Here is a 15,767-nt window from a genome sequence, read left to right as displayed (position 1 = left end):
TCGCTCTAATCGCAGTGATGAGGCCGCTTCGAAGCTGTTCCACGCAACGATTGTTTAGACCTCCAGCCACTCCAAACGCCGCGGCTTCCATCCAAGAACCTGCTTTGTCTTCGCATTCGAAGCTCCGCTCAATTTGGTCGCGTAATACACCACATCTTCTCCCGCAATCGCCGTCGCTTCCGCTTCGCTCATATGCGCGGGCTCAGGAGCTCCTACAAACTTCGCGAACGCCGGCAGCCACACAGCCTGCGGAGATGGGTCGTCATCCACCAGGTTGTACACGCCGGGCTCCGCCGTGAGTGCGGCCACTGTTCCAACTGCAGCGTCGTCAATATGGACAAACGACGACACTCCCTGCCCTTTGCCAACCACGGGATTCTGCTGCTTCATCACCATATTCGCCGCTGCCGCACCGGGGTGATACCACGTTTTTGGACCATAAAAAAATCCATAGCGCAGCCCTACGCCCTCAATTGCATTCGAGCTGAAAAGGCGTGCTTCCAGTTCCGCATAAGTCCGGGCACTGGCCGCTACACCCGGGCTTGCATTGACATCCAGCGAAGACGACTCATCCGCAAGCGTTCCTTCCGCCGCCTTCAAAAAGAATCCGCTCGACTGTTGTAAATATCGCCGCACGCCGCACGCGATCGCGGCACGAAACAGATTTCCTCCGCCTTCGATTCTTAGCTTCCTGTCGCCTGCCGCATACTTCGGCATATCGCTTAGTTCCTTGGGCAGCGATGTCAGCTCGTCGATGACCACCTCTGCCTTCGACCGGCGAAGTGCCGCCTCAACTGCTGCGGCATCGAACGCATCGACGATTACGGCCTCGGCTCCCCGGCGCTCCAGAGTCTTCGCCCGCTCCACGCTGGTTGTCATCCCCACCACCAAGTGTCCCTGCTTCTGCAACTCTGCGATCAGCGGTTCGCCAATCGCTCCGCTCGCTCCAGCCACAAATACACGCATCACCCGCTCCTCCCTCAAATGCCTCAGAACCAGATCGTCGCCATGAGCATGACGAATTCACTCCGTTTGCCCACAACACAGAAGTATGCCTCAATGCCTGAGGCTATGGGACTTGTTTCCTCCAACCGAGAGCCATCTTTTCCATGTTTTTTAATTCACGGAAGCAGCCCTGAAGGGAACCATCAGGAGCTCAGCTTTGCGAGCCAGCGGCCATCAAAGCCAGTCCATAGGCCACCGAGGTGAAGGCTTCTCCGCTTTGCACCCGATCTTCTCCAAATCGCTGAGTGAAAAGGCTTCGCACCGCCGGAACAAGCGAAGTCCCCCCAGTCAGGAAGACGCGGTCGACCTGCGCGGGAGAAATCTCCGTTTTTTGCAGGAGATCCTCCAGACTTCCTTCCATGCGCGCAAGTTCAGGTGCAATCCATTGTTCAAATTGGGTGCGAGTCACATGCGCACGAAGATGGAGCATATCGGTATCGAGAACGAACTCCGCCTCTTCCTGGTGAGACAGATCCACCTTCACATGCTGGACTGCCTGATGCAGCCGATAGCCCAAATCATGCTCGACAATCGTGATCAGCGCGGCAATCTTCTCCGGCTCCGGAGCACGCTTTTCCGCAGAGCGAAGCATATCCATGGTTGCGCGTGTCCGCAGGAACGACAGGGTGTGCCAGCGCTCAAGATTGGTGTAAACCCATGCAGGCAATACCGGCATAATCTTTCCCGAAGAACGCGTGATCGATTCCGAGCCCAATGCGGGAGAGATGAGCCTGCGCACGATCCTTGCGTCGAATGCATCACCGGCAATCCCCATGCCGCTGTTTCCAAGGACCTGCAACCCTTGGGAAGTTCGCGCAGTAGGTCCGACGCGAAGAAGAGAAAAATCCGTCGTTCCTCCACCGAAGTCGCCGATTAGAACCAGCTCGTCCTGAGTGACCGTGGATTCGTAGGCATAGGCCGCGGCGACCGGCTCCATGGCGAAAGTCACATGCGTGAAACCCGCTTGCAGAAAAGCCTGCCGCAGACGATCCACAGCGAACGCATTGTCGTCTTCCGAATCGGCTCCGACGAACATCACCGGACGTCCGACGACAGCCTGCTTTACTTCAAAGCCAAGCCACTCGCTTGCGCGCAAACGAAGATCGCCCAGGATGCGCGCGACCAGGTCCTGAAAACGATATTGCCTGCCGAAGATCTCGGTGCCGGCGAGGTTGCGGGCGGACAGATAGCTTTTCAGGGATTGGATCAACCGCCCCTGCACTTCATCGCTGAAACTGTCGTGGTCGAGATATCTCTCAATGCCTTCCGCGCCTGTCCAGACCGAGACCGGCTTGCGCGCAAGATGCATCTGCCTCTGGAGATAGAGCAACGAGCGGGAGGAGAAGGTTTCTCCGCCCGCCCGCAAAAACGGCACCATGCGCACGCGGCCTTTGTGAGCCAATGCGACCGAGCTGTTCGTGGTACCGAAGTCAATGCCGATGATGTTTTCTGACGGAGTCTCCACTGACTCTTATTTTCGCAATGATTGGGCCGCCGCGCATGGGCAGCCCGATCATCTAGAAAGAGAACTTCGCTGCAAGCTGTACGAGGCGCGGAGCGGCGGCGCTTTCAATCTGGCCGAAGCTGGGATCTTCAGTCTGTCCATCCACTGCGGAGGGGCCGTAGAACTGAGCATGATTGAATACGTTGAATGCCTCCATACGGAATTCCAGTGATTTTGCGTCGGGCAGGCGGAAGCCTTTTTGGAGCGTCATGTCGAAGTTCTCAATCCCCGGACCATAGAAAACCCGGCGCTTCGCATTTCCAAGCTGACCGAGATTTTCCTCGGGAAACAAGGCAGTATTGAAGGCCGGACGGCCATTGCGGCCGTTCGTGTTGATCTTGAGTGCCCCCGGCAGGTGCGGGGGAGTATCGAGCAGAAAGTTATTCGCGCCGTTTCCGAGCGTGCCGAGCAGCGAGTTATCCGAATTATCGAAGAGCGTTACAGGAAAGCCCGTAGTGAATCGGGTCGTGCCGGAGAGACTCCATTCTTCTGTCAGGCGATTGCTCTTATGCAGAAGCTCGGCAAAGGGAAGCGCCAGCGTATAGCTCCCGACGAAGGCATGTTTCATATCCCAAGCCGAGATAGCGCGGCTCTGGCGCGGATCGATGGGATTAAGCTGTTCTCCGAGATTCGATCCCTGGTCGATCGACTTCGCGTAGGTATAGCTCAACAGAAACTGCGATCTGTGGTGCTGGTAGCGAAGAGTCGTTTCGAGAGCGTTGTAGCTGGAGTTGGCGATGGAGCTATCGGAGGTGTTCTCTCCGTAGTTTTCGCTGGTCGAGGTGATCTGAGTGCCTATGTTCTGGCCTGTTCGCGTTCCAAAAACGGTCTGTCCGCTGCTGTTTATGTAGTTAGCGTCTTCACCGAAGGGAGCACAGCCCGGGAGACTCAGACATAGTGCAGGATTACCAGGATTGGCTGAGACCAAAGCGAGAATGCGATGTCCTTGATTGCCCACATAGCTTACGGTCAACAAGGTCTCTCGCGTAATCTGCCGCTGAATCGAAAGCATGTAGTTGCTGGTATAGGTCGGACGGTTGTTGTGATCGAAAAACGGGTCGGCAGCCAAGGGAACGAAGTTGGCCCAATTGACTGCAGTATCCGGTTTGGACGCGGAGACGCGGTGTGAGGGAAAGGGGAACGGAAAACGCTGTCCGTTGTTCACTCCGCTAGCTGCTGTAATGAACGGTTGGGCCAACAACGGCGGTCCCGGGCTGAGGTAGTTAAAACCGAAGGGAGGAACAGCGTACATGATGCCCGCCGAAAGGCCCTGAAATGCAGTGTAGAAAAGGCCGTAGCTGGCCCGAATACTGCTTTGTCCATTGCTTCCGAAAATCCTGCTCCAGAATCCCTGTTCAAACCGGGGCGAATAAGCAACGCCGACCCTCGGCGCGAAGTTCCTGTAGTCGATAGGAGCGAGCGTCTTTGGCACGCCTGGGTCACCGGCAACGACCAGTCCCGGAGGAGCTCCCGGATAGAGAGTTGACTGTGCTCCCGGAATATAGGTTTGCAGCTGGTTGAATTTTTCCCACCAGGGTGCGATGACATCCCAGCGCAGACCCGCATTGATTGTCAGATCGTTTCGCGCGCGCCAACTGTCCTGCCCATACAGGCCGAAGTATCGATTTCTTAGATAGAACGGCTGGCCGGAAGACTGGGTGAAGTTGCTCGGAGTGCCCAACAGAAAGTTGGCATACGAGTTGCCTGTTTCAGTGCTGCTGTCGATGTTGAAGGTCCCGTTGAAGGTGGCGTTCGGATGATTGTTCACCTGATCCGCGTGGTATTGGCCACCGAACTTCAGCGTATGGGAGCCCATTGATCGGGAGACGCCGTCACTCACGTACCAGGTATTGTTTACCTGCGTCAGGTTTGTGATCGGCACGCCCATGGTAAATGTCGGGAAGGTGATGTTCTCCACACCTTCAAATTGCGGCGCCTGCACGAAGATTCCATCATTGGATGGCGAGGCAAACCCTTGTGACGCCAGGCTCACTCCGAGCCCACCCTTCGGCTGACCGATGATGTTTGCATTGCGGAGAAAGCCGAGATGAAATTCATTCACGGTATTTGCGCCAAGAATCTTTGTATCTCCCAAGGAGAAGAGCTGGGCTCGTCCGATCGTCAGTGCGTCGAAGCCGGGAACGCTCGCGCCGGCAACCGATCCCGGATAGGGATTGTCCAGCAGGTAGTCGTCTAAGAAGTAATAACCGGATAACTGACCTAGCCAACTGTTGTAATCGACGCGCCCCGATCCCTTATCGTCACGCACCGTCTGCGAGAAGGCGGAAGTGGAGAACTGGCTTGCGCTCACATTGGGAGCAGGAATGTATTGCAGCAGGTTCTTCGCGGGCGCGGACCATGCGCCCTGCGGGATAACGCCATTCGGAAAAACAGAAGAATATGCTTCTCCCGAAGTAACGGCGTAGCCCAGCTCCTGCGTCAGCAAGGAGGCAATGTAGGGACCGCTTACGTTGCCCGCAAGCATGTTTGCCCCCGTGCTGGGATCGAGAAAATTGCCACTGCGCTGCGCGAGAGTGGGTACTGAGATGTTCCCTGTCGAGACGCCTTGGGTCGTTCGCGTTCCCTGGTAGTCGCCGAAGAAGAAGATTTTGTCCCGCTTGATGGGACCGCCGATCGCTCCGCCGAACTGATTCTGCTTGAAGGCGGAGCGGGTGGGATCGAAGTAGCCCCGCGCATCCAGATTCGTGTTGCGGAAGAACTCGAATGCTCTGCCATGAAGTTGATTGGTTCCCGATTTGCTGACGACGGTCACGATGCCGCCGTTGTAGTTGCCGTACTCCGGATCGAAATTCGTCGTTAAAACTCGAAACTGCTCGATGGAATCAAGGTCGGGAATGATCGAAGTACCGCCATTCATGTGCTCCTGCACATCGATCCCATCCACAAGAAAGCCATTCGCCGATTCGCGTTGGCCGTTGATGGAAAGATTGCCGGGGTTCAGGTCTCCCGAGGGATCGATGCTGCCGGTCACGCCTGCCATGATGACCGAGGTGGGCAACAGGGTCGAGACGGGAGCTACTCCTGGTTGAATCGCAAGGAGATCCGTATAGCTGCGTCCGTTCAACGGAAGCGCAGTCATCTGGTCTCCCGAGACAACCTCACCCAGATTCGTCGCCGCGGTCTCGACCTGCACGGTGTTCTCGCTCGTGACTGTTACAGAATCGGTGCGCGAGCCAATTGCAAGGCCGACGTCCACTCGAATCGCCGAGGCCGCGTCTACTGTCAGATTTGTTTTGCGCTGCGGCGTGAAGCCATTGGCTTCAATAGTGAGATCGTAGTGGCCGACCGGAAGATTGGGGAAAGAGTAGAGGCCTTGCTTGTCAGAGAGCGCCTGATAGGTCGTTTGCTGCGCAGTGTTGACCAGCTTCAGCGTCGCTCCCGGAACCAGAGCGCCGCTTTGATCCGCAACCACGCCGGAGATACTGCCTCCAGTTGCGGCCCACAAGGGCGCTGACATCAAAAGAAAAAATCCGATCGCGAGCCAAAGGAGGCCTGGTCGAGTGGCGGCAACGGGGGAAATCGAAGTCGGTCGGAACAAGTGCGCCTCACAATCCTGAAATGGCGGGAAGGGGCACAAAAGCTCAAAGGCTGATGAGCGATCGCTTTCCGTTTCCACGCGGAGAAGTGTCACAAATTCGCCTTAGGTAGGTCTCCTGATTTACAGGCGGAGTCGGCGTTGCCAGACTCCTGACTTTCCGCCTTCCCCGATCGAAGACCGAGTGGCTACTGGAAAGTCATTTTCCTGATCACAGTGGCGGGACCATGCCGGACTCACACCGGCTTCCCTTTTATGCCCTCGCGGGCACCCAAGATGCTATTACTCTAACGCAAATTACCACATCGCCAACTTCGAAGTGTCTCGACGATGTCATTTCGATTTTTTTCTGTTGGGCAAATTGCGTTCGATTTTGCGAGGCATAAACAGCGCGATCCGGCGTGAGCGGAAGAGAGGGTCCGTTCATGCTCGAACCAAGATTCGTAGCAAATAACTCGAGAAGCGTTCTCACGATGTTCGCCTGCACTCGCGCTCGCGATGCTCCTCGTGGATAAGATCCGAGATCGAGTTTGCGATGGCGTTCGAGGAAACGAAGATGTCTCATCATGCGAACGTATATGGCACGCCGCGCCCACTCTCGATCTCTAGCCGGGAGTGCTGACTTTCACCCGAAATCCACAAGCAATGGGCTTGCGCTATCGATCGGCGCAAGATATGGTGGCCTTATTCCATGGTTTTCTCCAAAGGAGAATCAATAGGGAATCCGGTGAAACTCCGGAACTGCCCCGCAGCGGTAAGCAGGTACGAAAGCACACGATGACACTGAAGCGACAACGCTTTGGGAAGTCCGGCGAGTAGGGTTGAGCCTGCAGAGTCCGAAGACCTGCCCAGGAAAATTCGCACGCGCCTCCGAGGGGAGGCGAGGTGGCAACGTGTCGCTCTTCGCCATCAGCGAAGGCATACTGTTGTTTCTTCGCAACGCTTCCGAGGCCAAGGAGATTCATCCATGGCCGCTACCATAAATACCAACGTACAGACCACGCTCGCCGATATCAACCCCGGCTTTCCGGTGCGGGAAGAGATGCCGGTGATGCACGTCAAAAAGCGCAATGGCGTTCTAGAGCCCGTGGATGTCAACAAGATCGTCCGCGCGGTCCAACGTTCGTCGTATGGACTCACTCACGTAGATGCCATTCGTGTCGCGTCGAAGACCATCGGCGGTCTCTATGACGGCGCCACCACCCGCGAGTTGGATACGATTTCGATCGACACTGCGGCCTCGCTTATCGCCGAGGAGCCGCAATATTCCCGGCTTGCGGCACGCCTGCTGCTGGCCACCATCGTCAAGGAAGTTTCCGCCCTCAATCTCTATTCGTTTTCCCAGTCTGTCGCCCATGGCCATCAGGAAGGCGTGGTCGCGAAAGCCACCGCGGAGTTCGTCCAAACCCATGCTCGCAAGCTCAATCACGCGATTGATGACAGCTACTCCGACCGCTTCGAGTACTTCGGTCTGCGGACTGTTTACGATCGCTATCTGCTTCGTGACCCAATCTCAAGGAGCGTGATCGAGACGCCTCAGCAGTTTTTTCTGCGGGTCGCCTGTGGACTTGCTGGCACACCGCATGAGGCAATCGAGTTTTATCGGCTGATCGCCTCGCTCGACTATATGCCTTCATCGCCAACCCTCTTCAACTCCGGCACGAAGCATGCGCAGATGTCATCGTGCTATCTGCACGACTCTCCGAATGACTCACTTGAAAGCATTTATGACACGTATAAGAACGTCGCGATGCTCTCGAAGTTTTCCGGAGGCATCGGGCTTGCGTTTCATCGCGTACGCAGCGAAGGATCTCTTATCCGCGCGACAAACGGCTTGAGCAACGGCATCGTTCCGTGGCTTCGCACTCTCGATAGCTCCGTGGCTGCTGTCAATCAAGGCGGTAAGCGCAAGGGCGCATGTTGCGTTTATCTTGAGCCCTGGCACGCGGATATCGAATCCTTCCTGGAACTGCGCGATAACACCGGAGACGGCGCGCGACGCACCTACAATCTCAACCTCGCCAACTGGATCCCTGACCTCTTCATGCAGCGCGTCGAAGCGGATGGTCTATGGTCGCTCTTCGATCCGAAGGATGTTCCGCAGCTCCCCGACCTGTATGGCGATGCCTTCACCCAGGCATACGAAAAGGCTGAGGCCGAGAAGCTTTATCACCGCCAGATCAAGGCCCGCGACATTTATGCGCGCATGATGCGTTCTCTCGCAGAGACGGGCAATGGCTGGATGACCTTTAAAGACGCCACCAACCTGAAGTGCAACCAGACGGGCAAGCCTGGAAATATCGTTCATCTTTCGAACCTTTGCACCGAAATCACGGAAGTCACTTCCGCGACGCAAACGGCGGTCTGCAACCTGGGCTCGATTAACTTGGGCCGCCATGTCACTGTCGACGCCGACGGCAAACCCGCATTCGATTTCGAAAAACTCGCCGCGACGGTTCGCACTGCAGTCCCGATGCTGGACCGCGTCATCGATATCAATTATTACCCGATTGGGCAGGCCGCCAGCTCCAATGCTCAATGGAGACCCATAGGCCTTGGCTTGATGGGCCTGCAGGACGTCTTCTTTCAACTGCGTCTTCCTTTTGATTCGGCTGAAGCCATGGCGCTTTCCACAAAGATTCAGGAAGAGATCTATTTCCACGCGCTCTCCGCCTCTATCACCCTCGCTGAACAGAGTGGTGCTCACCCAACTTTTGGCGACACACGCCTGGCGGCCGGCCAATTGCAATTCGACCTATGGAATGTTCAACCTTCCGACGAAGCACGTTGGGACGAGCTGCGTCAGCGCATCAAGAAGTTTGGTATCCGCAATTCCCTTCTCATCGCGATCGCGCCGACCGCAACCATTGCCTCTATCGTCGGCTGTTATGAGTGCATCGAGCCACAGATCTCCAACCTCTTCAAGCGCGAGACGCTTTCCGGCGAGTTCCTGCAGGTGAACCGCTATCTCATCGACGAGTTGCAAGCGCGCGATCTCTGGAACGAAGAGATGCGCATGCGCCTCAAGCTCTCCGAAGGCTCGGTACAAAATATCGACGGTCTTCCAGACGATCTCAAGCTTCTCTATCGCACCGTGTGGGAGATTCCGATGCGGGCGCTCATCGACATGGCGGCTTCGCGCAACGCCTATGTCGATCAATCGCAGTCGCTCAATCTCTTCGCCGAATCTCCCAACATCGGGAAGCTTTCGAGCATGTATATGTACGCATGGAAAAGGGGTCTGAAGACTACCTATTACCTGCGTTCGCGCCCCGCAACAAAGATCGCGAAGACAACCGTGCAAAGCACCGCGGCTCGCGCCAGCCAGGCTGCTTCGCATGTACCGGCAAGTGTATCGGCAGAGGCGGCCGTCTCCTGTTCGCTTGAGAATCCGGAATCATGCGAAGCCTGCCAATAGCGTTATCCCTCACGAAAGAGAGCGAGTCATCATGTCCAGCGCACCCGCAGTTCGCCCCACTTCTCACTCCTCGGTCGCGGCGCCCACGCATATTCTTGACCCGGGTCTGTGCCTGACGCTTCGCCCCATGCGTTTTCCAGTTTTCTACGACATGTTTCGGGACGGCATCAAGAATACCTGGACCGTCGAAGAGGTCGATTTTCAAACCGACCTGGTCGATCTGAAGCAGCGCATCACGCCGGCCGAGGTGCATGTCATTCAGCGTCTTGTCGCCTTCTTCGCCACGGGCGACAGCATCGTGTCCAACAACCTTGTGCTCAATCTTTATAAGCACATCAATTCGCCCGAGGCTCGTCTTTACCTATCGCGGCAACTCTTCGAAGAAGCCGTACATGTGCAGTTCTATCTCACCCTGCTCGACAACTATGTACCCGATCCTGACCAGCGCGCCGCGGCGTTCGCCGCAGTCGAGAATATTCCGTCTATCAGTAAGAAGGCCGATTTCTGCATGAAGTGGATGGATTCTATTCAGCAGTTAGAGGCACTCGAGACGCGAGAGCATCGCCGTCAGTTTTTGCTTAATCTCATCTGCTTTGCGGCCTGCATCGAAGGCCTCTTCTTTTTTGCGGCATTTGCCTACGTCTACTTCTTTCGCTCGAAGGGCCTGCTCCACGGCCTCGCCGCTGGTACCAACTGGGTCTTCCGCGATGAAAGCTGCCATCTCGAATTTGCGTTCGAGGTTGTGAACATAGTCCGCGCACAAGAGCCCGATCTTTGGGATGTTGAGCTTGAGAAGAACATCGTTACGATGCTGCACGAAGCGGTCGATGCTGAGGCCCAGTTTGCCGAAGATCTGCTGGCCGGTGGCGTCGCCGGACTTTCCCTGCGCGATATGCGTCAATATCTGGGCTACGTAGCTGACACCCGACTCAAGCGCCTTGGCATCGCGCCGGCTTTTAATGCCAAGAATCCATTCAGCTTCATGGATCTGCAAGACGTCCAGGAGCTGACGAATTTCTTTGAGCGCCGCGTTTCTGCGTATCAAAGTGCTGTCGTTGGCGAAGTTGGTTTTGGAGAAGATTTCTGAGTTCAGAAATGCCGCGTAAGGCAATCGGCCGCTGAACCACGGATGAAAGAGTCAGTTCGTTCGCCTGCAGCGCGGTTAAAAGCTGCGAGTCTGACTCCTACATTCCGTGGATCGAGCATTTTCCTTGAAAGCGCATGGCTGCTGCTTACGATGCCTCAGCGGCTCTCACGGTCCCTACGGCGCCTTGCACACTTTTGGCAATCAGCTCTGGATGGAGTTGCGGTGCGCGCAGGTCGGGCATTGTCTGTTGACGCCAGATACGGATTGTCTCCAAGACCTCGAGGCGAGAGAATTTCGTGAGCTTGCTCAGCGACTCTCCTGCCTTCGCATTCATCGGGCGCACAATCGTTGCTTCGTTGATTCCGGGCCGGATGCGCAGGAAAACGCCTTTCTGGCGCCTCGACTTAGGATAAGGCGGGGTCGAAGCCATTCGAAGCTCACCATTCGGTTTGATATGCGGCACTGCGTAGACGGCACAGTTTCCGTCCTTCAGCAGTTCGCGAACTATGTCTTTGACTAACTCCGATTGATTGAAATTGAACTCAATACCATGGACATTAGGCATGGAAGCACCTCCTATTCACCTAACTACTGATCCTACCGTTGAGCAGCTAAAGTATTTGTAAATGACCGACGCGGTACTAACAGTCGCGAAAATAGTAGCCGACATATGCATGCGTGATCAGATATCTCGGGTCCGAAGGATTAGTTTCAAGTTTTTTACGCAGACTGCGAATGAGAACCCGCAGGTGCTGACGGTTGGACTTAGTCTCCTGCCCCCAGAGAGAGACGATAAGCGCGGAATGGGAGATGGGAATGCCAGGCTGCTGCATCAACTCTTTGAGCGCGCGAAATTCCGTTGGAGATAACGAGAGCTTGGCTCCCGACTTCTCGACGCGATGCCTGGCGGTGTCGAGGACAATTTCTCTCACCACAAGGCGTTCCCCTGCATCAGTTGTTGCCAATGCACGAAAACTTCGTATCGCCGATCGCAACTGTGCCGCAAATACAGGCTCCGAGAAAGGCCGCACGATGTAATCGTCAGCGCCTGCGTCCAATGCTGCTATTTTGTCATTCAGAGAATTGCTAACGCCCACCACCAGAATGGGGAGGCGAGAATGGAATTTGCGAAGCTCTTTGCAGACCATGCTGACTTTAAGTATGGACGCACTATAGTCTAGGAGAATCGCGTCGTAATCGTCCTCATATAAAGACGCTAATGCATTTTCGTATCCGCTTATCCCCCTTGCATCGAAGCCCCACGGCAACAGAACCTGCTGAAGTTGAGAACACGCCGACGCCGCCTCGGCAATGACAAAAACCCTTTTCTGATTGCCCCTCATTTGTCTCAGCCCGCAACTGCCCTGTGCAGTCCGCCTCCGATACACGGAGGCGAACCACGGGTGAACTAGCTTGCTCGATAGAGCGACCTGTCGAATAAGTCTCGACAGGCCGGCTTAGGGTTTGGTTTGAGAACAGCGTTAGAACTCGAAGCGGAGTGCGACCTGACCGGTGCGGTTGCCGGCGCTTTCCGCAGTCTGTGCCGTGGTGAGCGCACCAAAAGAGGCCGGATTGCTAATGTCCGTCACTGGAGGTGCGAAGTTTGTGTGATTCAAGACGTTAGTGAACGTCGCCTCAAAGCGAAGGTGCGTTCCTTCAGTAATGGGAATCGTTTTGGCCAGACCAGCATTGACCGCGATCGTACCGGGACCTTCGAGACTGCCCACGCTCGCATCGCCAACTCTACCCGCGCCCGTGGGCGGCGGTGCAAAGGCATTGATGTTGAAGTAGTTTGCATTGGTGCGGTGAGCGGGCATGGGGTTACCGACGCGATCAGGACGAACTACAGCCACATCCGCCGCGGAGGGGTTAGTGTTGGTTTGGTCATTGCTCACGCTCATCGTAGGAGTCAGGAAGGGCCCCGTCTCGAGCAATGTGATCGTGTTGATATTCCAGCCGCCGAGGAAGCCGTTCATAATGGAGGAGGAATTCGACCAACGACGCCCCCGTCCATACGGCAGTTCATAGGTTCCAGTCAGCAGAAAGCGATTGCGCCGTGTTCCAACCACATTGCCGCGATTCTTGTTGATCGCAAAGCGGTCTTCGTCGGCGAGTCCGTAACGAGTCTCGCCTTGAAACGCTGTTGGCGCGTCGCCTTGCGCATCGCTGAGGTCGTGGGCCCAGGTATAGTTGGCCTGGTACGAAAGACCATTTCCCATTCTGTGAGTCGCCTGAAGTTCGAGCGCCTGATAGTTTTGGTGGCCCAAATTTTCCGTTGAGAAAATCGTTCCCCAGTTTGGAAAGGGGATCGGGTTGGGGTTGGCCTGCGGAGCGGGAACTGTCGTCGGCAGCTGCTGATTCAGATTGACCGTGACGGGCAGACGGTAGGAGTTCAAACCGACGTAGCTTACCCTAACCGCTGTGTTCGTGGTAACCGCCTGCTCCACAGTGACGTTCCACTGTGCAGACTGCGCATCGCGAAAGCGCGGATCGGTAGCCTGCTCGATCTCGCCACCTCCCACTGGGGCCTGTCCGATAGCACTGGCGGGAGCAACCTGGGGGAACTGGAATGTGGGCAGGTTCCCGCTCTTATTTGTATAGGTGAATACAGATGCCTGAGGATTGCTCTCGTTGTTGTTTTGCAGTTGGCCGAGAGCGGTCACCGTAAAGATGCCGAATCCGGCGCGGAGCACAGTCTTATCATTGCTGAATGGGCGCCAGGCGATGCTAAGGCGCGGATCAAGATTCCGCATATAGGTCTGCCGCAATCCCTTCGGCAGGCCCTCTTGTGTATTCGATACAACAGAAGTGCAAGGTATCGAGGTCGAAGGAGCATATCCCGCATCGGCGGGAGCTGAGAATCCCGGAGGCGCTGCATTGCAGGCATTGAATGACTGCAGGAAGGCCAGCACCGGACCGCCCAATTTTTGATACAGCGTGTCGTTGACGATTACCGCGTTCGTCTTGGGATCGAAGTTAGCCTGAATTCCGTTCACATCCTGAAAGGGTGGAAGCAGTTCCCAGCGAAGGCCGGCGCTCACGGTCAGGCGATCGCTCACCCGCCATTCGTCCTGTCCATAGAAACCGGTTTGAATGCCGCCCGCATCATCTTTGGGGCCGGTTACCGCAAAGTATGTGGTATTTGGAAGGCCAAGCAGGAGATCGCCGAACGAGCTGCCGGTGAATACATTCTGATTGAAAGAGAAGAGCCCGTAGTCGTCAGAGGGGGTTTCGATCTCAGGTACCTGGAAACGGACCCAGCGTTCATCGAATCCGGCGCGTATCGTGTGTCTGCCACGGCTATATGTAACGTTGTCGGCGAGCTGATTGGTGCTGGACTGCGTAGGCCCAACGTGATCCCTGCCGATCGGCGTGAAGTTCGTGCCATCGGAAAAGAAGATGCTGGGGAAACCACCGTCGGTCGGATGATGAGAGACGTTCACACCCTGGAGACCCAATTGGGCAATGGCGGCTGCGCCCTCAATTGGAAAATCCGGAGAGAGGATGGTGTGCGTGAAACCGAAACGAAACTCATTCAGCCATTGATTATTGATGTCGTAGTTGTGAGAGATTAGAAAGCTACGATCGTGCTCCGTATCCACGTCGTTGGGAAGCAGAGGGTTCACGACATTGACGAGAAGATTCTTCCAATTGAAACGAGCATAGACTTGCTGCTTCGACGTAATGACCCGATCGATTCGCCCATCAACGCCATTGGTGTTGGAAGGAGTAGAGACCAGGGTCTGGTAATTCAGGCCACCGCCAAGATTGGCGGCATTCGGCAATGGATAGTAGTCATTCAACAGCGTCTGTGACGACTGGCTGAGCGGGCTGGTGATCTGATAGTTGGGGTATGCCTGCCCTGTGAACGGATTGGTAAGACCGTTGGGAACCGTCGAGGCGAGACCGCTCAGATTTCCGGTCCTCTCAAGAGCAGTCGGAACCGTGTATTGCTCTGCTGCCGAAGTCCTTCTGCGATTGCCTTCGTAGTCGAAGAAGAAGAAGGTCTTGTCGTGCCCGTTATAAAGATGAGGAATGAGGACTGGTCCGCCAACGCTGCCACCGAAGGTATTGAATCTCTCCGGCGATTTTTCCGCGAAGTTATAAACGTTCGCATTCAAGGCGTCGTTCTGGAGATACTCAAACAGGCTTCCATGAAACTGGTTTGTGCCGGCCTTAGTCGTGAATGTCACGTCGGCTATCTGGGAAAACTCGGCGTTGTTATTGAAGGCCGTGACTTTGAGTTCGGCAATGCCCTCAGATGAGGGATAGGGATTCGAGCCCGCAGCATTCACCGTGAGCGCAACGCCGCTCTGAAAGACGTTCACAGAGGAGATGCCGTCAACGGAGAATCCGATCTGATTCGATGTTGCGCCACCGATGGCGAAATTACCCTGGCTGTCCTGCTGCACATCGGCTGAAGTTGCAAGTGCCGCCAGCGGACTGGTTGTGGATGCGCGAAAATTCAATGGGAGCTGTCCAATGTCCGTCCCACTCTTTGAATCCCCGATGGATGCATTTTCGGTGTTGATTTCTGCGGCAGACGAAGTGACTTCCACCGTGGTCTGTTGCGCAGCAACCGTCATCGAGAGCGTGAACCGAAGATCCTGCCGGGCCGTCAGGGTAATGCCATTGAGGACGGAGTCTGCAAAGCCCTCGTGCTGGCCGCGAAGACTGTATTTCCCTGCCTTGATATTTTCCAGGATGAAGCTTCCCGTGCCGTCTGTCTTCGTCACCTGGTCGGTATTTTCATCGACGCTATGTAACGTGACCTGCGCATCAGGAATTGCGGCACCGGATGCATCCTGAACCGTGCCGCGAATGCCTCCAAACGTAGACTGGCCAAAGCACGTGCTTGCGCACAGGAGCACTGCAAGGATCGCAATCGCAATTCCAGCAATGCGAAGCTGAGGTTTCTCAATGCAGGATCTTTGCTCGCGAGATTTTTGATCCTCAAGAAGCCACTGCCGCGTCTGTTGCGCCCGCAAGAGGGCGAGTGCGTGGCTGTGAAATTCCTCTGCTGAAGTTCTAACAACATTCATGTCTTTCTCCTGACCGGCGTTCATGCCGGCTAGGTCCATATAAATTCGCAACCCACAAGGGAGGCATAAATGCCGGCGCCCGCTGCAGATTTGTTACGGATTCCATACGGTTTTCTTATGAGATTCCTTCTTAAATAATTAAGAGAGGAAGATAC

The 15,767-nt window shown here is 55.6% G+C and carries 8 protein-coding genes and 2 riboswitches; of the genes, 2 read left to right on the top strand and 6 right to left on the bottom strand.

Features of this window, described 5'->3' with window-relative positions:
* Positions 1–54 precede the first annotated feature (54 nt).
* The 3 genes from XX99_RS18795 to XX99_RS18785 form a co-directional block, all read right to left on the bottom strand.
* Positions 55–966, bottom strand: coding sequence for an NAD-dependent epimerase/dehydratase family protein (locus XX99_RS18795; RefSeq protein WP_050060903.1), 912 nt, complete (start codon positions 964–966; stop codon positions 55–57).
* 190 nt (positions 967–1,156) lie between these two features.
* Positions 1,157–2,470 carry an Hsp70 family protein gene (locus XX99_RS18790; RefSeq protein WP_231581487.1) on the bottom strand — a complete coding sequence of 438 codons (1,314 nt, stop codon included), beginning with the start codon at positions 2,468–2,470 and terminating at the stop codon, positions 1,157–1,159.
* 52 nt (positions 2,471–2,522) lie between these two features.
* Positions 2,523–5,987, bottom strand: coding sequence for an outer membrane beta-barrel protein (locus tag XX99_RS18785; protein WP_082125708.1), 3,465 nt, complete (start codon positions 5,985–5,987; stop codon positions 2,523–2,525).
* A 169-nt stretch (positions 5,988–6,156) separates the two neighbouring features.
* Positions 6,157–6,355, bottom strand: a riboswitch (cobalamin riboswitch).
* Between the two features lie 385 nt (positions 6,356–6,740).
* A riboswitch (cobalamin riboswitch) is annotated at positions 6,741–6,931 on the top strand.
* Between the two features lie 101 nt (positions 6,932–7,032).
* Between XX99_RS18785 and XX99_RS18780 the strand changes: the two genes are divergently transcribed.
* Both XX99_RS18780 and XX99_RS18775 read left to right on the top strand, forming a co-directional pair.
* Positions 7,033–9,483, top strand: a complete 2,451-nt coding sequence (locus tag XX99_RS18780; protein WP_050060902.1) for a ribonucleoside-diphosphate reductase subunit alpha — start codon at positions 7,033–7,035, stop codon at positions 9,481–9,483.
* A gap of 31 nt (positions 9,484–9,514) precedes the next feature.
* Positions 9,515–10,570, top strand: a complete 1,056-nt coding sequence (locus XX99_RS18775; RefSeq protein ID WP_050060901.1) for a ribonucleotide-diphosphate reductase subunit beta — start codon at positions 9,515–9,517, stop codon at positions 10,568–10,570.
* A 145-nt stretch (positions 10,571–10,715) separates the two neighbouring features.
* Here XX99_RS18775 and XX99_RS18770 read toward each other — a convergent pair whose 3' ends face one another.
* The 3 genes from XX99_RS18770 to XX99_RS18760 form a co-directional block, all read right to left on the bottom strand.
* Entirely contained in the window at positions 10,716–11,135 is a 420-nt protein-coding gene (locus XX99_RS18770) for a CRISPR-associated protein Cas5 (RefSeq protein ID WP_184085087.1), read from the bottom strand.
* Between the two features lie 76 nt (positions 11,136–11,211).
* Complete coding sequence (locus XX99_RS18765) at positions 11,212–11,913, bottom strand: response regulator transcription factor (protein ID WP_050060900.1); 702 nt, start codon at positions 11,911–11,913, stop codon at positions 11,212–11,214.
* Positions 11,914–12,051: 138 nt separating this feature from the next.
* Positions 12,052–15,612, bottom strand: coding sequence for a carboxypeptidase-like regulatory domain-containing protein (locus tag XX99_RS18760; RefSeq protein WP_231581486.1), 3,561 nt, complete (start codon positions 15,610–15,612; stop codon positions 12,052–12,054).
* Between the last annotated feature and the right edge of the window lie 155 nt (positions 15,613–15,767).

It is taken from the genome of Silvibacterium bohemicum, from assembly GCF_001006305.1.
Lineage (GTDB): Bacteria > Acidobacteriota > Terriglobia > Terriglobales > Acidobacteriaceae > Silvibacterium > Silvibacterium bohemicum.
This window is presented reverse-complemented; position numbering and strand designations above follow the sequence as displayed.

Excerpts from the sequence above, each read along its gene's own strand:
- XX99_RS18795 (WP_050060903.1), bottom strand. The coding sequence starts at position 966 with ATGCGTGTATTTGTGGCTGGAGCGAGCGGAGCGATTGGCGAACCGCTG.
- XX99_RS18785 (WP_082125708.1), bottom strand. The coding sequence starts at position 5,987 with ATGTCAGCGCCCTTGTGGGCCGCAACTGGAGGCAGTATCTCCGGCGTG.
- XX99_RS18780 (WP_050060902.1), top strand. The coding sequence starts at position 7,033 with ATGGCCGCTACCATAAATACCAACGTACAGACCACGCTCGCCGATATC.
- XX99_RS18775 (WP_050060901.1), top strand. The coding sequence starts at position 9,515 with ATGTCCAGCGCACCCGCAGTTCGCCCCACTTCTCACTCCTCGGTCGCG.
- XX99_RS18770 (WP_184085087.1), bottom strand. The coding sequence starts at position 11,135 with ATGCCTAATGTCCATGGTATTGAGTTCAATTTCAATCAATCGGAGTTA.
- XX99_RS18765 (WP_050060900.1), bottom strand. The coding sequence starts at position 11,913 with ATGAGGGGCAATCAGAAAAGGGTTTTTGTCATTGCCGAGGCGGCGTCG.
- XX99_RS18760 (WP_231581486.1), bottom strand. The coding sequence starts at position 15,612 with ATGAATGTTGTTAGAACTTCAGCAGAGGAATTTCACAGCCACGCACTC.